This window comes from Legionella sp. km535 (genome assembly GCF_003990085.1).
GTDB classification, from domain to species: domain Bacteria; phylum Pseudomonadota; class Gammaproteobacteria; order Legionellales; family Legionellaceae; genus Legionella; species Legionella moravica.
In genome coordinates, this window is the sequence record NZ_RZGU01000003.1 from 165,415 (window position 1) to 188,676 (window position 23,262).

Genomic DNA, 23,262 nt, shown 5'->3' on the forward strand with positions numbered 1-23,262 from the left:
TAAATGCGGGGTAATTAATCATTATAAAGTACAACTCAATCATGACCAGTGACCTAAGTACCTATCGCCCTCTTTAGCAAAACAGGCAGATTCACATCCTGAGAAATCATTGATATTCTTATCTACACTCTACTTGCACTTTAGGAACCCATTTATCATGCCAACCCATTCAATAGACCAGTTTTTTACATCCAGTTCATTTGCAGTCATTGGTGCCTCTTCAAATCGTGACAAATACGGTAATAAAGTATTGCGGTGCTACATTCAGCATGGGAAAAAGGTGTATCCAGTAAATCCCCATGAAGCACAAATTGAAGGTTTGGCGGTAGTATCCAATATAAGTGAGTTGCCTGATGATGTACAAAGTATCTCAATCATTACTCCACCCCCAATTACTGAGCTTTGTGTTAATGAAGCCATTGATAAAGGAATTAAAAATATTTGGATGCAACCTGGTGCGGAAAGTGAGCGAGCTATAGATAGTTGTAAGATAAATCAAATAAATGTTATTGCTAAAGGCCCCTGTATTTTAGTAGTACTAGGTTATAAAGAGTAAGAGGATGACGAGATCTGATCACGGCTGTCCCATTAAAAAAATGACGTCTTTCCGAGCGTGGCGAGGAATCTCCTGCAAGGTTGCACGATCCCATTAAAATGCGGCCATTAAAATCATATCAGTCGAAATGATATAAAAATCCAGGTACATCTACTGATGACATCATTAAATTCCTTGTAAAAACAAAGAGGTTAAAAGGTAATGATAATTAATGCATTAATTCAGATTGTGCCAATTTGCAGGAGATTCCTCGCCACGCTCGGAAAGACGTCATTTTTTTAATGGGACAGCCGTGGAGATCTGATGGTTAATGAGATAAGCCTGGAACCAGCATGATGTTCCAGGCTATCAATGCATGCTATCCTGAAAAAGGATCGCGTAAAATAATGGTTGAATCCCTCTCTGGCCCAGTAGATAACATATCGATGGGAATGCCTAATAGCTCTTCTATTCGCTTTAAATACGCTATAGCGTTTGCAGGAAGGTCACTCATCACGGTCACATCAGCTGTTGTCTCGTGCCAGCCAGGCATTTCTTCATATACTGGAACAAGCCCTTCAAAATCATCAGCAGCTTGTGGCGGACGTGATAATAAGTTACCTTTGCTGTCTTTGTAATTGACGGCAATTCGCAGAACATCCAGCCCATCAAGAACATCGAGTTTAGTCATACATAAACCGGTAATGCTATTTAACTCAATGGAACGTCTCAACAATACAGCATCAAACCAACCGCATCGTCTTGGTCTTCCAGTTACTGCTCCAAATTCCTGTCCGCGCTCAGCAATTTGTTTACCTACGTCATCCAGAAGTTCAGTGGGAAAGGGGCCACTACCTACACGAGTCGTGTAAGCCTTGGTAATACCTAATACGTAATCAAGATATCTGGGGCCAAATCCAGCGCCATTAATAACAGAACCAACACAGGTATTTGACGAAGTAACAAAAGGATATGTCCCATGATCGATATCAAGATATACTCCCTGGGCTCCTTCAAATAATATGTCATCACCTTTTTCTCGATGCTCATGCAAGCATGCAGATACATCGCAGACCATTGAACGCAGTTCTTCAGCCCAAAGCTTGGCGTCATCCAATATCGGCTTTAACTCTACTGCAGGTTGCTTAAAATATTCTGTCAAAACGAAGTTATGATAGTCGAGCAAATTAGTCAGCTTTTGAGCCAATCGCTCAGGATGGAATAAATCGCTTACCTTAATTGCACGTCGAGCTATTTTATCTTCATAAGCAGGCCCTATACCGCGTCCTGTTGTTCCGATAGCTGAATTACCCATGTGTACTTCACGGGCTTTATCCAAAGCGACATGACAGGGAAGAATTAATGGACAGGCCATACTGATTCGTAAACGATCTCGTACATTAATGCCTTTCTGTTCGAGCTCATTCATTTCCGTTAGCAAAGCCTGGGGTGACAACACCACCCCATTGGCAATATAACAGGTTACATGAGGTCGGAGCATACCCGAAGGGATTAAACGAAGTACCGTTTTCACCCCATTAATTTTCAATGTATGACCCGCATTGTGACCGCCTTGATAACGGACAACCACTTGTGCATCCTGTGTTAACAAATCGACAATTTTACCTTTGCCTTCATCGCCCCACTGTGTACCTAAAACAACAACATTCTTACCCATGATCCACTCTTAGTCTGCAAAAGCTGATTGATCTTGAACCCGATTTCAGCAAAATCGGACATTATAATTAATTTTTAGCAGCTACACCATCATTTTTTGGCATGGCGTGTTTAAAGTAATCAAAAAACGAACTGCTTTGGTCCAAAACCAAAATATCTTTTTTATTATTAAAACTACCCTCATAGGCAATTAAACTTCGATACAAAGCAAAAAAATCTTTGTTTTGACCGTAAGCCTTGGCATATATTGCTGCCGCTTCAGCCTGTCCAATCGCACGTGTCCGTTGGGCGTTACTTTTCGTTTTCGCCAGTAAGACCATAACATTAGCATCAGCTTTAGCTTGTATTTCCTCAGCCGCAGCTTGCCCATCAGCGCGATGTCTGTTTGCAATTTTCTGCATATCGGCGCGCATTCGTTGATAAATCGCATTGCTGGTATTAGCAGGAAGCTCTATGCCTTTAATACGAACGTCAACTACATTAATACCCAATTCGCCTGCTTGTTTTTCAGCCGCATTTCGTAGTAATTCCATGACGTCTTCACGGCCACCGGAAACAGCATCTGAAATAGTACGTTTACCAAATTGGGCACGTAATAAAGTATTCAATTGTTGTTCCAACAGCGTTTCAGCCTTAAATTCATTACCCCCAGTAGATTTAAAATATTGTGCTAAATCAGCGATCTGCCATTTAACATAATAATCCACCATCACATCCTTTTTTTCTTTAGTCACTATTCGAGTAGATTTGATGTCCATAGTCTGTATACGAGTATCAAAAATGCGAACGCTTTCAATAAAAGGAGTTTTAAAATGCAGTCCTGGCTTAAGGACTTTGACTTTGTCGGTCTGAGCATCCTTTACCAGCCGGCCTAAACGCAAAATAATTCCTTGCTGCCCCTGAGTCACAGTAAAGACACTAGTCAACAATAAAACTAAAATTAAAAATAAAACAATACCGATGCTTGTCTTGGTAGCATTCATAATTAATCCCTCCCTTGACTGTAAGTAGGTCTGGTGAGATCTCGTCCAGAAAGTATTAAACTGTCATTATCATTAGCACTATTCACAGTACTGATTTTGCTCTTTGTGCTATTGGATTGAGTAGCATTCTGGTTGCCAATGATTTTATCCAAAGGCAAATAAAGCATATTGCCCGATTTACTGTCGACAATAATTTTAGTACTGCTGTTCAATACCTTTTGCATGGTCTCAAGATACATACGTTCGGACATAATTTGTGGTGATGCAACAAATTGAGGAAGTAGAGCTAAAAATTCGGCTACCTCTCCCTGAGCACGTAAAACAACTTGTTTTGAATAGGCCTCGGCCTCCTGTTCAATACGACTGGCATTACCCTCAGCAATAGGAATTACCTTAGCCGCATAGGCATACGCCTGTTCTTTAAATCGTTTTTCATCTTCCTGAGCTTTAATGGCATCATCAAAGGCATCCTGCACACTCTCAGGTGCGCGGGCAGGTTGAGGAGATACGTTAACAATTGAAATTCCTGGCTTGTATATATCCAGTGTTTTCACCAAAGTATCCTGCACACTATTTCCCCAGATTTCCCGGCCTTCAGTGATAATCTGATCCAGAGTAGTCGTGCCGACTACCTGTCTTAACGCACTGGAGGTAGCTTGCTGCAGGCTCTCTTCAGGATTTGCAACATTAAATAAATACTGCTGTAAATCACTGATGCGGTATTGTACAGCCAAAGATACCGCTACCAGATTTTCATCACGGGTCAACATCTGTGCTGAGTATGAATAATCCATAACCCGATCAACATTCATGACGATTTTGGATGAAATGATTCTTGGTATCCAATGAGGTCCTGGGCCTACGGTCTCAACATATTTACCAAATCGCAAAATGACCGCTTGTTCCGCAGGATCGACAATAAATATTCCAGAAAGAACCCAGAGGATAAAAGCAATCAGGGCGACGATCATCGCCAACAAACCACCACTTGATCCACCAGATGATTGATTTTCGGATGAACCATTGCCTCCAAAAAAAGTGTTCTTCAATTTTTCATGAATACGCTTTAAAGCCTCATCAAGATCTGGAGGCTGATTTTTACCCTTCCATGGATCCTTGCCTTTTTCTGGCTCATTCCACCCCATGTACCACTCCTAACATGTTTAAAGAAAGCTAGAATTCTATGGGGTATATCAAGTTTAAGCAAGTAGATACTGTTTCAAGATTTATTATTTAAGTTCTGCTGGAAATAGCGCCATGCCCATAAACTGGCATGGCAACGCCACTCAAATTCGATTTGTCAAAGGTTTATCCTGCGCTTCATTATCAAAATCATCTGGTATATCAAGTTTTGGAAACATTTCATTATAGATAATTCCAGTCCTGCTTTTAGGATAAGTTTTTGAGTAACGCTCAACAACCCCCCAATCACTCCGCCCCTCTGCTATCATCCATCGCATAGTGCTCCAACAATTGGGTAGCAGTTGGTTTTCATAAGCCAGTTTATAGCGTCTCACGAAGTCAGCATACAATTTTAGAGGATCATGTTCTGTAGACAAATTAGCGCTTGCAGCAGTTTGTAATGGCTCATGTGAGCCCTGAGCGACTAAGGTATTACTGTATTTTCTAATCACCAGCTCTTCAACCAAAAAGGCTGCGGAACAGGGGCTACCGAGAAGATGACGAATCGAACTCCCCCAGGAGTGATCGGCGTAAACAATATAATGTAGTGCACTTTCTGTAAGATGGCATCGATTGACAAAGGGATCGACCAGGTCAGGCTTGTCTTCCAGATAACGGTGAACAGCCTTTAATAAAGTCACTCGATTATTACGTAATAAAGTACGCATGCTTTCATTGCGAGGAGGTTCAGCGCCATGACATAATAAAACAGCGACCCCTCGAAGAGCATCTCCCTTCCCTTCATTCTTTGCAATACGCACGCACAACTCTTCAATAGCAGTATGACCTGTTTTTTTATCTTCAAAATAATGATTATTTTCTGCGTTAAGATTGAGTTTCTCTACTGGAAACTCCATTAATGCTTCCAATGCATTAATTTTACCCAAACGGGAAGCTAACAAAACAGGGGTATCTTTCATAACTCCCATAGGATTTGAGAGGTTCGCTCCTTCATGAGCTAATAATCGAACTCCATCGGCATAATCTAAAACAACAGCCTGATGAAGCGGTTGAAATTTTGCCTGAGCATTTGACCTGTTGGTTACCGCATGAATATTAGGTTCTTTGACCAGAATATGGATAAGTAATTCTGGATTTTTGGTATCTATTGCCAATGAAAGCAGCGTATGACCTTCATTATCCCGTTTATTCACATCAAACAAAAATGATTGTAACTCTGAGGCCAATTCTTTGGCCTTTTCTCTCAAGGCATTAAGCGCACTGATTACATTGATAGTAATGTATTCGACCAGTGAACAATTCATTTTATCAGCTTGCAACAAATGGAGCGCCAATAGAGTTTTTCCTGAAGCTATAGCCTGGTGTATGGGTTCACCAACATTCACATTACTGGATAACTCCAGAATCACATCGATTTTATCGATCAGTTGTATTGGAGGTTCTGCTGCTTCAGGATCGTGCACCGTTTCTTGATGCTGTTCAATCAAATAATTTAAAACAGTCATTTGTGAGCCATTGGGCAACCAAAAAAGCCGTTCAAGATAATTCTTATCCTGTTGTAATTTGCGAAGGATATAAGCTCTAAACTCCTCCAGGCTCAATCCAATTACTCTGTTCATTTCATCTCTAAAATCCATATCGTACATCCCTCTCTATAGCGCTTCTAATGATTCACCGCTCGAACATCGATATTACACAATGGATAATTGAAGTTCAAACGGGGCTTACAAAACAGGCACAGAACCTTGAGTATTAAAATGTCCGGTTGCTTCTATATTGTGCGTATTTGAGTTCTATCAGAACAAATATCAACTCTTTTTAATTTTGTCTACAACATCCTGATTTAAATGCTCGGCGATCAGCGTCATCAGCTTGACTGCATTATCATAATCTCGTTTATCAAAAACACCGGCGTGTTGATGTGCGTAACGAATAGGAATGCCGATGTTTACAACGGGAACACCCGAACCCGACGCTTGAATTTTTGCACCATCCTCACCATATCCAGGCTCCACTTCAAGCTGTAAAGAAATCAGCTAATAAAGGTTGCCAATTTTTTTCCATCTCCTGTCGTATCGGCTTTTCAAAGCCCGAGGCCCCTGCCATTTCAGTAAGATGTGCCAGCAAGGGCATTTCAGATGCGGCATTTACAGCCAAAGATACAGTGAAACCACTGATAAGTAATAGTTTTCCAAACAAGTAACATCCCTATTGTTTAATAAAAATCAAATCCCACACTCCATGTCCCAAACGCTCACCTCGTAATTCAAATTTTGTAAGTGGCCGCGAATCAGGTTTTGGCGAATATCCACCGTTGTCTTGCTGATTTTTTAATGCCGGTTCTGCAGTTAACACTTCAAGCATATGCTCAGCGTACTCCATCCAATCGGTGGCGCAGTGTATGAACCCTCCTTTCCTGATTTTCTGAGCTAACAGCCGAATAAACTCGGGTTGAATCAAACGTCGCTTATGATGGCGCTTTTTGTGCCAGGGGTCTGGGAAAAAAATTTGTACTCCTTCCAGAGAATCATCTGCTAGTTGAGTTTGGAATACCTCTACAGCATCATGAGCCATAATTCGAACGTTAGACAACTGATGATCATGCAAATCAGCTACCAGACTGCCTACACCTGCTTTATGAACCTCGATACCTAAATAATTTATTTGAGGATTGGATTTTGCCATAGTTAATAACGATGTACCCATGCCAAAGCCTATCTCGACAACGGTATCCGCAGTACGATTGAATTCTTTTGATAAATCCAGGGGGTCGTTACCCATAGGTATCTCAAATTCTTTAAGCCACAAATCCAATCCTTGCTGCTGGCGATTACTCACTCGTCCTGCACGCAGAACATAACTTTTAATCTTACGATGCATCGTTAAAACTCAATTCAAAAGCATCGAATTATACTGATTTTGTTTAAAACTTCTACCAAGCTTCCTCATTCAACGTTTTTTTGATAAATTAAAAGAAGCAATAGCTCATTTTACGTTATGATTCGCTACACTCTATTGAGTAAAAATAAAAAGAATCGGTTTAAACGATTTAAGCGTTCCCTGCTGATTGTCCCAAATATTGGGTTTTAATTAGCAGAGTGAAGTAAAAATTATTGCAATATTGGAGTTTTTTTGTTATAAAACCGCTCTTGTATTTCACATCCGGCTATTTTGTTTAACGAAAGCCCCGAATTTTACAAAGACGAACACAATATAGAACCTATTTGGAGTAACAGAATGTCTAGAGTATGTCAGGTAACTGGCAAGCGACCCATGACTGGTAACAAAGTGTCGCACGCTAACAATAAAACTAAAAGACGCTTTCTGCCCAACATACAGAACCACAAGTTCTGGGTTGAAGAAGAAAATCGATTTGTCTCATTAAAACTGAGTACTAAAGGTATGCGTATTATTGACAAATTAGGTATTAAAGCAGTTCTGGATCAAATCAGAGCTAAAGGCGAGAAAGTATAACTCAAGGGGATAAGCCATGGCAGCTGTTACTGTAAAAGTCAAAATGGAATCCACAGCAGGAACTGGATACTATAAAACAACAACGAAGAATCCACGTAACCATCCTGAAAAGATGGAACTGATGATGTACGATCCTAAAGTACGCAAGCACGTGCTCTTTAAAGAGAAAAAAGTAAAATAATTGCTTTAGCCCCATATCTTATGGGGCACTCTTCTTTCTTCATTAATTAAAATAAATCCAATCTGTAACATTTAATTATTAATCTGTTCATTTAGTTAATGAAATCAAATAATTAAGCCTGGTAATCTTCAAATTAAGCACGGCAAACACTGGATAATCCTTACGGATCGTTTAAACTGATAGTTAATAGCAGTGAAAACAAAGAGGATTTGCATGAAACCGTCATTACAACTTAGTATTGGCCAACATCTCACGCTAACACCACAGCTACAGCAAGCAATAAGACTGTTACAATTATCAACAATAGATTTACAACAGGAAATTCAACTGGTCGTTGAATCAAATCCCATGTTGGAAGCAACTCCTGTTGAAGAAAAGGAAGAACCTCGCCAAAATGCTTCTGAACAACAAAATAATGATGAATTTACTGATTTTCAATGGTCTCAACTCTATAACAATTTAAGCAAACGCAATAATTTTGATGACAACGATTATAATTTTGACAACTTGCATTGTACTACAACCAATTTACAGGATCATTTGCGCTGGCAACTTGACCTCTCGCCTATGAGCGATATTGACCGAGTGATAGCAACAACCATCATTGATGCGATTAATGACGACGGGTTCCTCTCTATGTCCATTAATGACATCCATGCAAGCTTGAATAGTGACGATTTTCCTCTGGATCTGGATGAAATTGAAGCGGTGAGACACAGAATTCAACTTTTTGATCCCGTGGGTTGCGCCTCAACCGGTTTGTCAGAAACACTATTGATTCAACTGGAACAACTGCCATTAGATACAGGCTATTTAACAATTGCGAAAAAAATTCTGCTGGAAGACATCGATCTGCTTGGCCAGCATAATTACAGACAATTGATGAAAAAATATCAAATCAATGAAAAAATTATTGATGAAATTCTACAGATTATCCACAGATTGAATCCTAAACCTGGCAATTTAATCCATCAGGATATTACTGAATACATTATTCCCGACTTGATAGTCAAAAAAGCAGACAACCAGTGGAAGGTTATTCTCAATCAAACCGTTTTGCCTCATTTGAGTATCAATAATCAATATGCCGCATTAATTCAAAGAGCGGATAACAGTAGTGATAACCAATATTTAAAAAATAATTTACAAGAAGCCCGCTGGTTTTTAAAAAGCATCCAAAGCCGTCAGGAAACTCTGCTCAAAGTTGCTACCTGTATCGTAGAGTACCAAAAAGGATTTCTGGAGTTTGGTGACGAGGCGATGAAGCCTCTAATCCTGAATGATGTAGCGGCAGCCCTGGATATGCATGAATCAACAATATCCCGAGTGACAACTCAAAAATTTATGCATACCCCCCGAGGCGTGTTCGAACTCAAGTACTTTTTCTCCAGCCATGTAAACACCGATGCTGGAGGAGAGTGTTCTTCAACAGCAATACGTGCCATCATTAAAAAATTAATTTTGGCAGAGAATAGGAAAAAACCGTTAAGTGATAGTAAAATCGCTGAATTAATTGCTGAGCAAGGCATTCAAGTCGCAAGAAGGACTGTTGCAAAATATCGCGAAGCCATGGGGATAGCCCCATCTAATGAACGAAAAGTAATTCGTAGTTAATTAATTATTCAACTGAAGGAGAGCCTTATGCAAATCAACATCACTGGACATCGATTGGATGTTACTCCTGCACTCAGAGCATTCACCGAAGAAAAATTTGAACGGCTTGAGCGTCATTTTGAACACATCACTGCAATCAATGTAGTATTTGATGTCGAAAAACTGAGACAAATTGCAGAAGCCACTATTTTAGTAACAAAAGGTGAAGTGCATGCAAGTTCTGAATCTGAAGACATGTACGCAGCAATTGATACTCTTGTTGACAAATTGAATCGACAACTGGTGAAACACAAAGAAAAAATACTGGGTCTTAGAGATCATAGAGAGTAAGTTTTAATATTCCCAAGGCACATCATCGCAATTTAGAGAAGCGATGATGTGCCTGTTTCACTTCAAACATGCAAATATCACCTGTTTCTTCCTGAGAACTGTGTTTTTAATGAGTCTAATCTATACCTGACGCCTGAGTCATGATACATTGTAGACGCTATGATAAAGACTAAAATTACCATTATTAATAAATTGGGTTTACACGCCAGGGCTTCTGCGAAATTTGTCTCAACTGCGGCAAGATTTCAAAGCCATATTGATGTAACCAAAGATTCGCAAACCGTTAATGGAAAAAGCATAATGGGTGTGATGATGCTCGCCGCCAATAAAGGCAGTGAGTTAACACTTGAAATAGACGGACCTGATGAGTCCGCCATGAATGATGCTTTAGTCCAGCTAATCAATAACTATTTTGGCGAAGGCGAATAACTGGACCACTGCTGGCCAGTTATTTACTACCCTCTCGTCGTTGCTTTCTCTTTTTTTGTACGTATATTAAAGTTAAGACAGGTCCTGATAAAGCATAAATAATAAAACCTCCGAACAACACTATGGACGGATTCAAAGCAATAGCTACAAAAAGGATAACCAAAACCAATACATATAAAAATGGAACTTTACCCTTAAAATCCACTTCTTTAAAACTGTAATATCGCAAGTTACTCACCATAAGCACAGAAGCAGATAGAGCAAATACAGCAGTTAAAATGGAGATGAATAAATTCTGCCACTCATTTTGAAAACAAATCCAGGCAAAAGAAGCCATCACTGCTGCGGCAGGAGGACAGGGAAGTCCCTGAAAATAACGCTTGTCTGCCGTTTCCAGCTGAGTGTTAAACCGAGCGAGGCGTAATGCGACAGCAGCAGTGTATACAAAAGCAACAAGCCACCCAAACTTGCCAAGCTGGCTCAAAGTTAAATTATAAAGCAGCAAAGAAGGCGCCACACCGAAGGTCACCATATCAGATAAACTGTCGTATTGCGCCCCAAACTCTGTTTGGGTATTCGTAAGACGTGCGATGCGTCCATCAAGGCCATCAGCTATCATTCCAACAAACATCGCAATAACCGCCGCTTCATATTGCCCCTTCATTGAGGAGACCAGAGAATAAAATGCTGCAAATAAACTGGCAGTGGTTAATATATTTGGCAACAAATAAATCCCAGAATGATGTTCTTTTTTCATTCGCAATCAAACCTCATTAATATCAAAATCATGGACATGCTATCATAAATGGAGCAAAAACTACTATTGAAAACCATTTTTAAGCCGTTAATGAAAATAAAATACGACAAAATTGATAAATTTTCACGCGCCATGAACGCGATGATGTTATACTTAACATACTGTATTTATAATGCATAGATTTATGGCCGATCGAAAAAAGAAAACTATTATTATTGAAGGAGTGACCTCCCAAGGAAAAACATTTCGTCCGCGTGACTGGGCTGAACGGATGAGCGGGTCAATGGCGAGCTTTAAAAACAGTCGTATCTATTATTCACCACTCTTACAGCCCAGCGTAAACAGCGAAGGGTATAATTGCGTTTTACTTGATCCCAAATTAAAAGAATCAAGCCCTCAGGTATATCAATCGATCATGGATTTTGCCAAAGCAAATAACCTGAAGATCTGTGGAGAAGAAGAGTAATCCTCTATACAGGGCAACCGATAAATTACGCTATTTAAGCCAGATGAGATGAATAGAGAACCCGGATCTAATAGCCTTGGCTGGCTTTTAGCGCTAAAGTCCAGGTAAGAAATTTTTCCAATAAATAATTGATCATGGCAATGGTATTATCAAAGTTCATGGCAAATATTCCTGCAATAATAAAAGCCAATCCTTTTGGCCCTTCCTGAGTCCCTGGCTCGCTGGCATGAATTATCAGTACACAACCTCTGATAAACCATATTACCCCTGCAGTACGAATGATCAAACCCATTGAGCTGTAAATATTGGGGGTCGGAGGCGGAGAATAGGTTAATACATTACCAACCCCGAAAGCCGTATTGGCCATAGTATGAATGACTGTAGGAATGTAGATTAAAGCGGCTCCAAAAGCCAGATACATCAAGGGAGTATACATTTTTTCCTGAGAGGAAGATTGGGCCCTGTGATCGCCAATTTTTTTAAATTTTCCAATTGCTTTCATTACAAATAAAATACCCAATAGATAAGCTCCCCCGGTGATTAATCGCTGCACAGGATAGAGAGATTGGCTAAAATTGCCCAATATTGTAATTAAATCTACTGTAGTCATATGTTAATTATATGTTCTTAGCTCTTGCAATGCATAATTTTTCCCCTATATTAAGCACTTTATATTAAAAGTTGATACACGTCATGCAAGTAACTACATTTCCTATTACCCTTGAGGAATCATTTATGATTTCTCCTAAAGTAAAACATTTTATTTTTAAATGTGATTTAACCCCGCCCTTTTCTTACTTACCGGGTCAGTTTATTACGATTCACTTTGAGCGCGATGGTAAAAATTTAAAACGCAGTTACAGTATTGCTAACGCCCCTGGACAGGATAACCGTATTGAATTTGCAGCCGGATATTTTGAAGGAGGTCCTGGCACTGAATTATTATTTAATTTAAAAAAAGGTGACACCATCAATATAAATGGCCCTTTTGGCCGGCTTATATTTAAAGACGAACTGCCTGGTCGATACATTTTAGTAGCAACCAGCACTGGAACTACTCCATACCGGGCCATGCTTAAAGAGTTAAGTCAACGTCTGGACAATAACCCGAATCTGCAAGTCGTTATCTTGCAAGGTGTTCAACGAAGAGAGGAAATACTTTATGCCGATGAATTTCGCAATTTTGCCAAGTCCTATCCTCAAGCAACTTTTAGACCCTATTTAAGTCGCATAGAGCAACATGAGCTACAAGAGAATGAATTTAAGGGTTATGTGCAACATGCATTTCCCGAACTTAATTTAAATCCAGCTCAGGATGTTGTTTATTTATGTGGAAATCCAGGTATGATCGATGATGCTTTTAATTATTTAAAAGATCATGGTTTTGCAATGCAGCACATTATCCGTGAGAAATACATTTCACGCTAAAATGCTATGTCTTAATGCCATTTCCAATCAAAAGAAATGGCAACAATCCGTAATCGAGGAGAATAATACATTATGAATTATGAAGAACTGTCCAATACGATGGAACAAATGCTACAGGATGGTAAAGGTATATTAGCTGCTGATGAGAGTAACAGTACTATAGGGAAACGTTTTGCTTCAATTAACACAGAGAATACCGAACAAAACCGTAGAGATTATCGTTTGTTGCTGGCGACGACTCCTGATTTGGAACAATACATCAATGGAGTAATCCTGTTTGAAGAGACCTTTCATCAAAAGGATGATGCAGGTACTCCTATAGCCGAGTTATTTGCCCAAAAAGGAATAGTTCCCGGAATTAAGGTAGATAAAGGACTGGTTGATTTGCCAAACACGGAACAAGAAAAAGTGACACAAGGTCTGGATGGTTTAACCGATCGATTGGTTGAATACAAAGCCTTGGGCGCCAAATTTGCCAAGTGGCGAAATGTTTATACCATATCCGAGCATACACCCAGTTTAACCGCGATAAAATCCGGTGCTGAAAATCTCGCTCGTTACGCAGCAGCCTGTCAAGCCGTGGGTATCGTTCCAATAGTTGAACCTGAAGTATTAATGGACGGAAATCACAGCATTGAGCATTGCGCAGAAGTGTGTGAGATGGTATTACATGAATTATTCCATGCATTATTCATCCATCAGGTTGAATTAGAACTTATTATTTTAAAACCCAGTATGGTTACTTGTGGTAAAGAAACAAAACCATTTAGTGATCCCGATGAAGTAGCCGATTTTACAATCAATGTATTTCGCAATAATGTTCCAGCATCTGTGCCAACCATTAACTTCTTATCTGGCGGCCAGACTCCCCAACAGGCAACAGCGAACTTAAATGCAATGAATACCATTGGCCATCAACCTTGGTTATTGAGCTTTTCTTTTGGTAGAGCCTTACAGGAGGATTGTTTGAAGGCGTGGGCTGGAAAAAAGGAAAATACAGCCACTGCTCAGGAAGCATTACTCAAAAGAGCCCGTTTGAACAGCATGGCGTGCCTCGGAGAGTATCAAAGCGATATGGAGTAAACTCACTCAAGGTAGTTTGGGCGAGACGCCCAAACTACCTTTAAAACACAACAAAAGCGGTATCAGGATTTTGAAAGTAACTCAAAACGCGCATAAAGTGGCAAATGATCAGACAACATCCGCCAGGGCTTCCCCTGCAAACAGGCAACTTCTTTTACTTTCATGCCCCTAAAATACACTCGATCAACACATAATGCGGGCTTAATGGCTGGAAAGGAACGAGCATGCTGCCCTTCTACTGTCACAAAAGCCTCCTCTATGCCTAAATCCTCAGCCAATGTTTTAGAAATGATCGTACGCCAATCATTAAAGTCCCCTGCCATCAATAATGGCTCATCGTGGGGAACCATATCCTCAATACGCTGCATCAAGGCCTTACATTGTTCAGCACGCTCTGCTTTAAATAACCCTAAATGAATACACAATAAATGAAGCGTAACACTTCCAATATTCAATTGAGTATGCAATATCCCTCTGGAGGCTCTATTGATGGTTGAAAGGTTAATACTTTCAAAGCGCTCAAAAGGATATTTACTTAAAATGGCATTTCCATGATGACCTGATTGATATACTGCATTTTTTGCATAAATATAGTGAGGCCATATGTTTTCAGCGATGTATTCAAATTGAGGGGTATCAGGCCAGGAATTAATTCGCCTTTCGCGTCGTCGATGTTTTCCCTGAACCTCTTGCAAAAAAACAAAATCTGGATTTAAGCCTGTAATCGCCTCCCTCATTTCCGGAAGCAAAAAACGTACGGCACCAACTCCAAACCCCTTATGAATATTGTAAGTTATCAGCGAAATGTCGGTTTCACCTTGTTGCATTTTAGCTATACCCTTAGGTTTATAATCCAAGCATAACATCAACCTGACAATAAAAATAACGTGTTCTTACAATTATAGCGCTCAGAATAAAGTATTAGTACCATTTACTGTAGAGAAATGGCTGGATTTACATCACTACCCATGAGGTTATATGCTATAAATAAAATAAACAATTAAGATGGCACATGAACTCACTTGAACTCAGCATCCCAGGATTAACTATAGCGTGTAAAGTCTGGGGGAATCCTGAAAATCCACCAGTTATTGCGCTTCATGGTTGGTTGGATAATGCCAATAGCTTCGATAAGTTGGCGCAATACCTTCATCATGATTATTATTTTATTGCAGTCGATCTTCCTGGTCATGGGCATTCGTCTCACCTTCCCATAAGCAGCAATTACCATTTTATTGATGGAATCTTCACGATAATTCAGATCCTGGACTCTCTAAATCTGAATAAAGTTCATTTATTAGGTCACTCAATGGGCGCATGCCTTGGAAGTCTCGTTGCTGGTGTGGCTCCTGATCGGTTCTTATCATTAAGCTTGATTGAGGGATTAGGCCCTTTTTCTTCACCTGAAGAATCTGCATGCAAGCAATTATCGAAATATCTGGAATCTCTTACTCAAAAAGAAACAAAAAAAATAAAGGGGTATCCAGAATTTGATAGAGCCGCATTGGCACGAGCTCTAAAGGGCTACGTGTCATTAGATATAGCAAAATCTCTATGTGAGCGTGGGGTAAAAGAAGATAAGGGAATTTATTATTGGCGACATGACCGACGATTATTGGATCCCTCGCCGCTACGCATGACGGAACAACAAATTCTTTCCTGCCTGAAAAACATCAAGGTAAAGACCTGCTTAATTTGGGCAAGCAAAGGATTTTCGTTTGATTCAGCTCAGATGCAGAAACGAATTAAGGCAGTTAAACATTTAAAAATTGAGCATCTGGATGGAGGACATCATATACATATGGAAAAGCCAGAAGCCGTAGGAACGCTTCTGGCTGAATTTTATAGAATGGAGTAATTAATTAACTTCAGTAAAGCATGATTGATAGTTGATTGTCACTTCACTCAATGATTTTTTAATATCATCTAAATTGTAACCAAGGTCTTTGGCTGCACTTAACATACCACAACCACCTTCATCGAATGTTGAATAAGGTGTCCAATAATCCATATTTGCTTTTACCATCACGTCAAAAGCTTTACGAATATTCCATTCAGGTTGATTGGCCAGTATGTAGAACAAGTGATTAAACACACCGCTGGAGTAATGCACGTCCAGACCACCATAATAATCATCAGCAACGTCAATAGACCGACCATCACGACTTGGTTTGTCCATATAGCGTAATGCATCATAACCACTGTCTTCTTTCATGATTTCAGGGCCAATTTGCCAGCTGCTCTTACCTACAGAATAGTATTCTGCTGCCTGAGCTGCCATATCAGAAAAGGCCTCGTTCATACCGCCTGACTGACCGAAATATTCCAATCCAGAATGTTGTTCAGTAAAACCATGACTGATTTCATGCGCACCGACGCCAAGTGAAACCAATGGGTACATCATCGTATCACCATCACCAAAGGTCATTTGTTTTCCATCCCAGTAGGCATTTTCATAGCCATAACCGTAATGAACCCGCATAACCAATTGCATTGGAGAACCATCTGATTTGGTTAATGCTTCAATACCATACCAATCATGATACATGTGCTTGATTACATATCCTGCATATAAAGCATCATTTGTTGGAGAAGCAGCACCATTATCTCTATCGTAGCCATCTGCTGAATATCCGGTATAAAAAATATTGGATTGGTCGGATGGAGCGGATTTGCAGGAGAACTGCATTGGTTTGTTGGTTGAGTAGTATTTATGGCCCATGTCCACTACTTTAACATTGGTATTTTCCATAAAACACATTTCAACAGTGTTATCACGGCTTATTTCTAATAAAGGCAAATCTTTACCAAACTGGTACTCACCAATTTTACGATTACCACCAAAGCCAATTCCGCTCACAGAAGACATTTCAGTCTTAACATCATCCCATTGAACAAAAGGCTTGTTGGTTTCAGCATCAAGAATTGCTGTTGGACGCTCAGGAATTCTATCGTCATGACTTACAAACACACTCACCTTATAAGCCCAGTGTGCATTATGTTTGTCGTCAATATAAACCATAGGGGTAACGTGTTCTTCGCTTACCCGCTTATTAGCGTATTTATTTTTGAATTGGAGTAATGCTGCTTTAGAGTTTTTAACAAAAGAATCTTTTGGCTGACCGAGTTCCGCCTGCAAACCTTGATAAACCACGCCATTCATTTGAACATCCGCTTTAGCAGTGGCTAACATCTTGGCTGAATGAGTGCTGTGCATAATGGCGTAACCACCAAAAACAGGGAAACCAGCATAGTGTTGTTGCATGCGAACGTGAGTAACTTTATTGTTATCTGTATGTTGTTTTATAAATTGTAAACTATCAGTAGCAACCGCAGAGCCTTTTAAAGCACCAGGCGTGGATAATTGAAATTTTTGCTTAAGCTCAGCAATAGAAGATTTTTGCAGAGGCATAGGTTCTGCTGCTTTTACTGGTGAAGCAATACCTAAAGCTAAAGCAACAGCCAGAGGTGACAGATAATAATTTGGGTGCATTGATTCTAACTCCTTAAACTTGATTCGCATGTGACAACTCTTCCTGGAGCGCCCATGTTGTTATATAACCCCATAATTTTTCAGTTATATCGCCAAAGTACCGCTGAAACAGGATACTTTGGAAGCTTGTGCTTCGTTAAAACTTCCAAATCAAGGATGATCCAAAATTGACTTATACCGAATGAGTTATTAGGCTCATTCAATACAAGCCTGCTTTAATTAACTTATTGAAATAAAACACTAATATTTTAATTACAACAGGCAATAAGCCAACTTAGTTTTTTTCAAAATGTAAAAACATCTCTCCAAACGCTTCAAAGCTAGCATAGTTTTAACATTTTGGAAATTAATATTTATGGGGTGACAAAATAATTCAAAATTAAAGCATACAAGACGATTTGTATACAGTTTGGCGGGGATTTGAAGAACGAATAAAATGAAATGCTGCCGCATTCTTCAAAGACAGAGTGCTTGCGTTATAACAAATCATCCTGATTCATTTCATTTTTATAAGAACCTGCTCGGGCGTCACTTTATCACCCTTATAACATAATACTTCCAAAATCTCCCCATCCCGAGTAGCTTGAATCTCGGTTTCCATTTTCATTGCTTCAATTACCAATACGGGTTGTCCACGTTTCACCAGATCGCCTGCGCTGACGTGTACCGCAACAATGGTACCAGGGATGGCTACAGTGATGTCATTTGGGCCTAATCGGGTTTTAGCCGATGGGATAGCGATGTCCTCAAACTCAGCGCGTTGAACAACAACTTCTTCAGGAACTCCATCAACCCATAAAAAGCAGGATTGTTGCCCCTGTTCTGCTGTTCCAAACCCAGCAACCTTTACATGATAACTTTCACCATGAAAGGCGATATCAAATTCAGATAATGCTTTTTTGTCTGTAGAACCTGATTCAGGTAATAAAGGCTCCGGAACTAACACATTATTTTTACGTTGTTCCAAAAATTGACGACCAATCTCTGGGAACATGGCGTAAATCAATACGTCTTCATCACTTAGTGCCAGTTCAGCAATTTCTTTGCGTAATTGAACTAATTCATTAGGCAGCAGGTCAGCAGGCCGCACATCAATAACATCAGTATTCCCAATGGCTTTTTTGCGTAAGGCTGGACTAATTTTTCCAGGAGCCATGCCGTATTTACCCTGACAATACAATTTCACCTCATTGGTAATCGTTTTATAGCGTTCCCCAGTGAGAACATTAATGACGGCCTGGGTTCCAACGACCTGAGAAGTTGGTGTTACCAAAGGGGGATACCCCAAGTCCTTACGTACTTTCGGGATTTCCAAATGAACCGCATCAATTTTATCCAGCGCATTTTGTTCTTTAAGCTGACTGTATAAATTGGAGATCATACCACCTGGAACCTGATAGAGTTGAACGCGAGGATCGATATCTCTGGCTTCGCTTTCAAACTGAGCATATTTTTTGCGAACTTTCTTAAAATAATCATCAATTTCCAATAAAAGATTCAGATCAAGTCCAGTGTCATACTCAGTTCCTGCAAATGCTGCAACCAGTGCTTCTGTAGGAGGATGAGATGCTCCTCCGGAAAAGGAAGAAATGGCGGTATCAATATGATGACATCCTGCTACTACCGCTTCATAATGACAGGTCGTAGCCAATCCAGAGGTTGCATGACTGTGCAAATGCACAGGCAAATGGGTCGTTTCCGATAAAGCATTAAATAGCTCTACTGTTGCGGATGGGGTCAACAAACCCGCCATATCCTTTATGGCAATGCTGTCACAGCCCATTTCTGCAAGTGATCGCCCCAGATCAACAAAATTTTTGAGCGTATGGACAGGGCTGGTGGTATAACAAATAGTTCCCTGCGCATGCTTCTTCAGCAATTTAACTTCATCAATTGCAACTCTTAAATTTCGAGGATCATTAAGCGCATCAAAAATACGAAAGACATCAACACCGTTATGTGCAGCAGATTGGATAAACGCCTTAACCACATCATCAGCATAATGGCGATAACCCAACAAATTTTGACCTCTCAATAGCATGGATAATTGTGTATTGGGTAGAGCATTACGCAGTAAACGCAAACGCTCCCATGGATCTTCCTTTAAAAAGCGCAAACACGAATCAAAAGTTGCCCCACCCCATACTTCCATAGCCCAATAACCAACCTGATCCATCTTGCGGCAAACAGGCAACATATCCTCAGTACGCATCCGTGTAGCAATCAAACATTGATGGGCATCACGAAGAGTAACGTCTGTTATATAAGTCTTAACCATAAAGTTATCTCAAATATAAGTCTATGAAAAAACAATAACATAAACCAGGCAACAGGACACCTCGTAAATACTTAACTCATATAAATCCAATAACCAGGAGAGTTCATTTGCAGTAACTACCCTACTTTTAATATTGAAGCTAACATGCGGAGATCTTGCCGATATCCTCGAAGATATATAGACAAATTCTCCAAGATAGGGCAAAATCTGCCAAACTCGGACTAGACTGAAGTCTAATGAAAAAAATTCTTGTTCTACATGGCCCCAACCTAAACCTTTTAGGTACTCGAGAACCATCGATTTACGGTGCTACTTCATTAAGTCAAATCAATGCTGATTTGCTCAATGAAGCAAACAATGCAGGCATTCAGTTAACTTGCTACCAAAGCAATACCGAAGGTGCATTGATTGATGCAATTCATCAGGCAAGCAGTGACAAAATTAACTATATAATTATAAATCCTGCAGCATTTACCCATACCAGTGTGGCATTACGCGATGCGCTTAGTGCGGTTGCCATACCGTTTATAGAAGTTCACATCAGCAATATTTACACTCGTGAAACCTTTCGTCATCATTCCTATTTTTCTGATATAGCAGTAGGTATTATCAGCGGTCTTGGGGCGCAAGGTTATTTATTAGCATTAAAAGCAATTATTCAAGAATTACAGTAGAGAGATCAAATAATGGATATACGCAAAATCAGAAAATTAATCGAATTGCTGGAAGAAACAGGCATTTCGGAAATTGAAATTAAAGAGGGTGAGGAATCATTAAGACTCAGTCGCCACAGCAGTGTGACCATGGAGTCTCCCCAGGTTCACTATGTTGCACCTCCTGTGCAGCAACAGAATGCACCTGCCCAAGCTCCAACAGCCCCATCAGCACATCATCATGAAAGCAAATCTGCAGCACCGGTCTCATCAGGGCATAAGATTCGCTCACCTATGGTAGGAACCATGTACACCTCTCCATCACCAGAAACGCCCCCTTTTGTAACTTTGGGCCAATCCGTCAAAGTCGGTGATACTTTATGTATCGTTGAAGCCATGAAAATGTTCAATGAAATTGAAGCAGATCGAGCAGGTAAAATCGTAGAAATATTAGTGAAAAACGGGGAACCCGTTGAATACGATCAGGCCTTGTTTATTATAGAATAGTGAGAAGTGTCTATGCTCAGTAAAATAGTTATTGCGAATAGAGGTGAAATTGCACTTCGTATATTACGTGCTTGTAAAGAGCTTGGCATTCAAACTGTCGCGGTACATTCAGACGTTGATAAAGATTTGTTGCATGTCCGCCTTGCTGATGAAACCGTTTGTATCGGCCCTGCTCCTGCACAAAAAAGTTATCTGAACATCCCTGCCATAATCTCTGCTGCTGAAATTACTGATGCGGTAGCTATTCATCCGGGATATGGTTTTCTATCTGAAAATGCTGATTTTGCCGATATAGTAGAACAAAGCGGTTTTCGATTTATTGGACCAAGAGGCGATACGATTCGCTTGATGGGCGATAAAGTATCTGCTATTGCCGCCATGAAAAAAGCAGGCGTTCCCTGTGTCCCGGGTTCTGATGGCCCCTTGAGCGATGATGATAATCTCAATCTCGAAATAGGTCGGAACATTGGTTATCCCGTAATTATTAAAGCAGCAGGCGGTGGCGGTGGCCGTGGAATGCGAGTTGTTCACAGCGAGTCTAATTTATTAAATGCCATAGCTCTCACCCGAAGCGAGGCTAAAGCCGCGTTTAACAATCCCATAGTCTATATGGAAAAATTCCTTGAAAATCCAAGGCATGTAGAGTTCCAGGTACTTGGAGATGGAAAAGGACATGCCATTCACTTGGGTGAACGCGATTGCTCCATGCAAAGACGGCACCAAAAGGTTATTGAAGAGGCTCCAGCACCTGGCATTACAGCAGAATTAAGAAAAAAAGTAGGTGACTCAGTTATCAAAGCCTGTAAAGATCTTCAATACCGTGGGGCAGGAACTTTTGAATTCTTATACCAGGACGGTTGTTTTTACTTCATTGAGATGAATACACGTATTCAGGTAGAGCATCCGGTCACTGAAATGATTACCGGAATCGATTTAATCAAGGAACAGATCAAAATCGCCAGTGATATACCGCTTACCCTCAATCAAGAAGACATCAAATTCCGAGGCCATGCTATCGAATGCAGAATAAATGCCGAAGACCCTAAAACCTTTATGCCATCTCCTGGAACCATTAAATTGTTGCATCAGCCTGGAGGCCCTGGAGTACGTTTTGACTCACACATCTACAGCAGTTATACCGTACCCCCTAATTATGATTCCATGATAGGCAAACTTATCAGTTATGGTGAATCGCGAGCAGAGGCTATCGGCAGGATGAGAAATGCTCTTGATGAAATCATCATTGACGGGATAAAAACCAATATTGAATTACATCAGCGTATTCTGCATGACAAATCATTTATAGATGGTGGGACTAATATCCACTATTTAGAAAAAATGCTGAAGGATTAATATGGTGTGGTATCAATTAAAAATAGAACATTGTCCAAGCGAAGAAATCGAACAAATCAGTGAGGAACTGGAAGAAATGGAAGCGTTATCCATTATGCTCACTGATAAAAATGACAATCCTGTGCTAGAACCTGAACCAGGTACTACTCCATTATGGCCTGAAGTGATTATTCAAGCCCTCTATGCTCAGGCAGAGCATGCTCAAGAGGCGAAACACGCCCTGTCCCTGAGTCGCCCGCTCCTGGAGTGCAGTATTGAAGTACTGGCCGAAAAAGACTGGGAACGAGCCTGGATGGATGATTTTAAGCCGCAACAATTTGGTCGCCGCTTGTGGATTTGCCCCACCTGGATGACACCACCCGCCCCTGATGCAGTCAATCTAATGCTGGATCCCGGTTTAGCATTTGGAACGGGCACTCATCCAACCACTGCTCTTTGTTTAACCTGGCTGGAGCAAGCAGATCTTCACAACAAATCACTCATCGATTATGGATGTGGTTCTGGCATTCTTTCATTGGCCGCCGTAAAGCTTGGGGCTCAACATGTGGTTGCTGTTGATATAGACAATCAAGCTTTGCAAGCCACGCAAAATAATGCATTGACAAATCACATTACTGAACAACAGCTCTCTATCGGTTTTCCTGAAGCGCTGCAAGATCCTGTCGATTTGATTATTGCGAACATTCTATTAGCGCCACTAATGTCTCTTAAAGACCGATTTTATCAACTGCTCAATCAAGGAGCTGAGTTGGTAGTATCAGGGATTTTGGCAGAACAAGCCGACTCACTCATAGAATCATATAAAGATTCGTTCACCCATACCAAAACGAATCATCTGGATGGATGGGCTTTATTGGTTTTTGCGCGCAAGTAATACA

The 23,262-nt window shown here is 40.3% G+C and carries 25 protein-coding genes and 1 pseudogene; 14 read left to right on the forward strand and 12 right to left on the reverse strand.

Annotated elements, in window-relative coordinates:
• Nucleotides 1-157: 157 nt before the first annotated feature.
• Nucleotides 158-556 (forward strand): CoA-binding protein, encoded by a 399-nt coding sequence (locus tag ELY21_RS02970; RefSeq protein ID WP_127106742.1) that lies wholly within the window; start codon nt 158-160, stop codon nt 554-556.
• Nucleotides 557-914: 358 nt separating this feature from the next.
• Here ELY21_RS02970 and ELY21_RS02975 read toward each other — a convergent pair whose 3' ends face one another.
• The 7 genes and pseudogenes from ELY21_RS02975 to trmB form a co-directional block, all read right to left on the reverse strand.
• Nucleotides 915-2,213, reverse strand: a complete 1,299-nt coding sequence (locus ELY21_RS02975) for an adenylosuccinate synthase (RefSeq protein ID WP_127106744.1) — start codon at nt 2,211-2,213, stop codon at nt 915-917.
• A 67-nt stretch (nt 2,214-2,280) separates the two neighbouring features.
• Nucleotides 2,281-3,195, reverse strand: a complete 915-nt coding sequence (hflC, locus tag ELY21_RS02980) for a protease modulator HflC (protein ID WP_127106746.1) — start codon at nt 3,193-3,195, stop codon at nt 2,281-2,283.
• Between the two features lie 2 nt (nt 3,196-3,197).
• Complete coding sequence (gene hflK / locus ELY21_RS02985) at nt 3,198-4,340, reverse strand: FtsH protease activity modulator HflK (RefSeq protein ID WP_127106748.1); 1,143 nt, start codon at nt 4,338-4,340, stop codon at nt 3,198-3,200.
• Between the two features lie 141 nt (nt 4,341-4,481).
• Complete coding sequence (ankC, locus tag ELY21_RS02990; protein ID WP_127106750.1) at nt 4,482-5,975, reverse strand: Dot/Icm T4SS effector AnkC/LegA12; 1,494 nt, start codon at nt 5,973-5,975, stop codon at nt 4,482-4,484.
• A 171-nt stretch (nt 5,976-6,146) separates the two neighbouring features.
• Nucleotides 6,147-6,371, reverse strand: a pseudogene (locus ELY21_RS02995) (M42 family peptidase); the annotation flags it as partial.
• Nucleotides 6,355-6,537: a hypothetical protein gene (locus ELY21_RS03000; protein ID WP_127106752.1), complete on the reverse strand. Its 183-nt coding sequence runs from the start codon at nt 6,535-6,537 to the stop codon at nt 6,355-6,357. The pseudogene ELY21_RS02995 and the gene ELY21_RS03000, both read right to left, overlap by 17 nt.
• A gap of 9 nt (nt 6,538-6,546) precedes the next feature.
• Nucleotides 6,547-7,218 (reverse strand): tRNA (guanosine(46)-N7)-methyltransferase TrmB, encoded by a 672-nt coding sequence (gene trmB, locus ELY21_RS03005; RefSeq protein WP_127106754.1) that lies wholly within the window; start codon nt 7,216-7,218, stop codon nt 6,547-6,549.
• Between the two features lie 357 nt (nt 7,219-7,575).
• Here trmB and rpmB point away from each other — a divergent pair, with 357 nt between their 5' ends.
• The 5 genes from rpmB (at nt 7,576) to ELY21_RS03030 (ending at nt 10,366) form a co-directional block, all read left to right on the forward strand.
• The gene (gene rpmB, locus ELY21_RS03010; RefSeq protein WP_028383682.1) at nt 7,576-7,812 is read left to right on the forward strand and encodes a 50S ribosomal protein L28; all 237 of its coding nucleotides are present in this window, start codon (nt 7,576-7,578) and stop codon (nt 7,810-7,812) included.
• A gap of 16 nt (nt 7,813-7,828) precedes the next feature.
• A complete protein-coding gene (gene rpmG, locus ELY21_RS03015) occupies nt 7,829-7,993 on the forward strand; it encodes a 50S ribosomal protein L33 (RefSeq protein WP_006872450.1) in 165 nt (54 codons plus the stop codon).
• 213 nt (nt 7,994-8,206) lie between these two features.
• Nucleotides 8,207-9,607, forward strand: coding sequence for an RNA polymerase factor sigma-54 (locus ELY21_RS03020; RefSeq protein WP_127106756.1), 1,401 nt, complete (start codon nt 8,207-8,209; stop codon nt 9,605-9,607).
• Nucleotides 9,608-9,634: 27 nt separating this feature from the next.
• Nucleotides 9,635-9,937, forward strand: coding sequence for a ribosome hibernation-promoting factor, HPF/YfiA family (gene hpf, locus ELY21_RS03025; protein WP_028383680.1), 303 nt, complete (start codon nt 9,635-9,637; stop codon nt 9,935-9,937).
• Nucleotides 9,938-10,096: 159 nt separating this feature from the next.
• A complete protein-coding gene (locus tag ELY21_RS03030) occupies nt 10,097-10,366 on the forward strand; it encodes an HPr family phosphocarrier protein (protein WP_028383679.1) in 270 nt (89 codons plus the stop codon).
• Between the two features lie 19 nt (nt 10,367-10,385).
• Here ELY21_RS03030 and pssA read toward each other — a convergent pair whose 3' ends face one another.
• Nucleotides 10,386-11,123, reverse strand: a complete 738-nt coding sequence (pssA, locus tag ELY21_RS03035) for a CDP-diacylglycerol--serine O-phosphatidyltransferase (protein WP_199741620.1) — start codon at nt 11,121-11,123, stop codon at nt 10,386-10,388.
• 184 nt (nt 11,124-11,307) lie between these two features.
• Between pssA and ELY21_RS03040 the strand changes: the two genes are divergently transcribed.
• Nucleotides 11,308-11,589 (forward strand): DUF3579 domain-containing protein, encoded by a 282-nt coding sequence (locus ELY21_RS03040; RefSeq protein ID WP_199741621.1) that lies wholly within the window; start codon nt 11,308-11,310, stop codon nt 11,587-11,589.
• Between the two features lie 67 nt (nt 11,590-11,656).
• On the opposite strand, the gene ELY21_RS03045 is transcribed toward ELY21_RS03040, so the two are convergent.
• Nucleotides 11,657-12,199, reverse strand: coding sequence for a type IV secretion protein IcmC (locus tag ELY21_RS03045; RefSeq protein ID WP_127106762.1), 543 nt, complete (start codon nt 12,197-12,199; stop codon nt 11,657-11,659).
• A gap of 83 nt (nt 12,200-12,282) precedes the next feature.
• Between ELY21_RS03045 and ELY21_RS03050 the strand changes: the two genes are divergently transcribed.
• Together ELY21_RS03050 and ELY21_RS03055 are read left to right on the forward strand one after the other, a co-directional pair.
• A complete protein-coding gene (locus ELY21_RS03050) occupies nt 12,283-13,017 on the forward strand; it encodes a ferredoxin--NADP reductase (RefSeq protein WP_199741622.1) in 735 nt (244 codons plus the stop codon).
• A gap of 72 nt (nt 13,018-13,089) precedes the next feature.
• Nucleotides 13,090-14,100 (forward strand): class I fructose-bisphosphate aldolase, encoded by a 1,011-nt coding sequence (locus ELY21_RS03055; RefSeq protein WP_127106766.1) that lies wholly within the window; start codon nt 13,090-13,092, stop codon nt 14,098-14,100.
• 62 nt (nt 14,101-14,162) lie between these two features.
• Here ELY21_RS03055 and ELY21_RS03060 read toward each other — a convergent pair whose 3' ends face one another.
• Nucleotides 14,163-14,927 carry an endonuclease/exonuclease/phosphatase family protein gene (locus tag ELY21_RS03060; protein WP_028383673.1) on the reverse strand — a complete coding sequence of 255 codons (765 nt, stop codon included), beginning with the start codon at nt 14,925-14,927 and terminating at the stop codon, nt 14,163-14,165.
• 185 nt (nt 14,928-15,112) lie between these two features.
• Here ELY21_RS03060 and ELY21_RS03065 point away from each other — a divergent pair, with 185 nt between their 5' ends.
• Nucleotides 15,113-15,958 (forward strand): alpha/beta fold hydrolase, encoded by an 846-nt coding sequence (locus tag ELY21_RS03065; RefSeq protein WP_127106768.1) that lies wholly within the window; start codon nt 15,113-15,115, stop codon nt 15,956-15,958.
• On the opposite strand, the gene proA is transcribed toward ELY21_RS03065, so the two are convergent.
• Nucleotides 15,959-17,593: a zinc metalloprotease ProA gene (gene proA / locus ELY21_RS03070; protein WP_127106770.1), complete on the reverse strand. Its 1,635-nt coding sequence runs from the start codon at nt 17,591-17,593 to the stop codon at nt 15,959-15,961.
• A gap of 496 nt (nt 17,594-18,089) precedes the next feature.
• Nucleotides 18,090-19,871, reverse strand: coding sequence for a sodium-extruding oxaloacetate decarboxylase subunit alpha (oadA, locus tag ELY21_RS03075; RefSeq protein ID WP_127106772.1), 1,782 nt, complete (start codon nt 19,869-19,871; stop codon nt 18,090-18,092).
• A gap of 236 nt (nt 19,872-20,107) precedes the next feature.
• On the opposite strand from oadA, the gene aroQ reads away from it, so the two are divergent.
• Genes aroQ through prmA form a run of 4 tightly spaced genes read left to right on the forward strand, consistent with a single transcriptional unit; the run spans nt 20,108 to nt 23,258 of the window.
• The gene (gene aroQ / locus ELY21_RS03080) at nt 20,108-20,545 is read left to right on the forward strand and encodes a type II 3-dehydroquinate dehydratase (RefSeq protein WP_127106774.1); all 438 of its coding nucleotides are present in this window, start codon (nt 20,108-20,110) and stop codon (nt 20,543-20,545) included.
• A 12-nt stretch (nt 20,546-20,557) separates the two neighbouring features.
• Nucleotides 20,558-21,031, forward strand: a complete 474-nt coding sequence (accB, locus tag ELY21_RS03085; protein ID WP_127106776.1) for an acetyl-CoA carboxylase biotin carboxyl carrier protein — start codon at nt 20,558-20,560, stop codon at nt 21,029-21,031.
• Between the two features lie 12 nt (nt 21,032-21,043).
• On the forward strand, nt 21,044-22,384 hold the full coding sequence (accC, locus tag ELY21_RS03090) for an acetyl-CoA carboxylase biotin carboxylase subunit (protein ID WP_028383667.1): 1,341 nt from the start codon (nt 21,044-21,046) through the stop codon (nt 22,382-22,384).
• A 4-nt stretch (nt 22,385-22,388) separates the two neighbouring features.
• The gene (gene prmA, locus ELY21_RS03095; protein ID WP_127106828.1) at nt 22,389-23,258 is read left to right on the forward strand and encodes a 50S ribosomal protein L11 methyltransferase; all 870 of its coding nucleotides are present in this window, start codon (nt 22,389-22,391) and stop codon (nt 23,256-23,258) included.
• Nucleotides 23,259-23,262 lie beyond the last annotated feature (4 nt).

Coding starts and splice junctions, on each gene's coding strand:
- ELY21_RS02970 (WP_127106742.1), top strand. CDS start 158: ATGCCAACCCATTCAATAGACCAGTTTTTTACATCCAGTTCATTTGCA.
- ELY21_RS02975 (WP_127106744.1), bottom strand. CDS start 2,213: ATGGGTAAGAATGTTGTTGTTTTAGGTACACAGTGGGGCGATGAAGGC.
- hflC (WP_127106746.1), bottom strand. CDS start 3,195: ATGAATGCTACCAAGACAAGCATCGGTATTGTTTTATTTTTAATTTTA.
- hflK (WP_127106748.1), bottom strand. CDS start 4,340: ATGGGGTGGAATGAGCCAGAAAAAGGCAAGGATCCATGGAAGGGTAAA.
- ankC (WP_127106750.1), bottom strand. CDS start 5,975: ATGGATTTTAGAGATGAAATGAACAGAGTAATTGGATTGAGCCTGGAG.
- trmB (WP_127106754.1), bottom strand. CDS start 7,218: ATGCATCGTAAGATTAAAAGTTATGTTCTGCGTGCAGGACGAGTGAGT.
- rpmB (WP_028383682.1), top strand. CDS start 7,576: ATGTCTAGAGTATGTCAGGTAACTGGCAAGCGACCCATGACTGGTAAC.
- rpmG (WP_006872450.1), top strand. CDS start 7,829: ATGGCAGCTGTTACTGTAAAAGTCAAAATGGAATCCACAGCAGGAACT.
- ELY21_RS03020 (WP_127106756.1), top strand. CDS start 8,207: ATGAAACCGTCATTACAACTTAGTATTGGCCAACATCTCACGCTAACA.
- hpf (WP_028383680.1), top strand. CDS start 9,635: ATGCAAATCAACATCACTGGACATCGATTGGATGTTACTCCTGCACTC.
- ELY21_RS03030 (WP_028383679.1), top strand. CDS start 10,097: ATGATAAAGACTAAAATTACCATTATTAATAAATTGGGTTTACACGCC.
- pssA (WP_199741620.1), bottom strand. CDS start 11,123: ATGAAAAAAGAACATCATTCTGGGATTTATTTGTTGCCAAATATATTA.
- ELY21_RS03040 (WP_199741621.1), top strand. CDS start 11,308: ATGGCCGATCGAAAAAAGAAAACTATTATTATTGAAGGAGTGACCTCC.
- ELY21_RS03045 (WP_127106762.1), bottom strand. CDS start 12,199: ATGACTACAGTAGATTTAATTACAATATTGGGCAATTTTAGCCAATCT.
- ELY21_RS03050 (WP_199741622.1), top strand. CDS start 12,283: ATGCAAGTAACTACATTTCCTATTACCCTTGAGGAATCATTTATGATT.
- ELY21_RS03055 (WP_127106766.1), top strand. CDS start 13,090: ATGAATTATGAAGAACTGTCCAATACGATGGAACAAATGCTACAGGAT.
- ELY21_RS03060 (WP_028383673.1), bottom strand. CDS start 14,927: ATGCAACAAGGTGAAACCGACATTTCGCTGATAACTTACAATATTCAT.
- ELY21_RS03065 (WP_127106768.1), top strand. CDS start 15,113: ATGAACTCACTTGAACTCAGCATCCCAGGATTAACTATAGCGTGTAAA.
- proA (WP_127106770.1), bottom strand. CDS start 17,593: ATGCACCCAAATTATTATCTGTCACCTCTGGCTGTTGCTTTAGCTTTA.
- oadA (WP_127106772.1), bottom strand. CDS start 19,871: ATGGTTAAGACTTATATAACAGACGTTACTCTTCGTGATGCCCATCAA.
- aroQ (WP_127106774.1), top strand. CDS start 20,108: ATGAAAAAAATTCTTGTTCTACATGGCCCCAACCTAAACCTTTTAGGT.
- accB (WP_127106776.1), top strand. CDS start 20,558: ATGGATATACGCAAAATCAGAAAATTAATCGAATTGCTGGAAGAAACA.
- accC (WP_028383667.1), top strand. CDS start 21,044: ATGCTCAGTAAAATAGTTATTGCGAATAGAGGTGAAATTGCACTTCGT.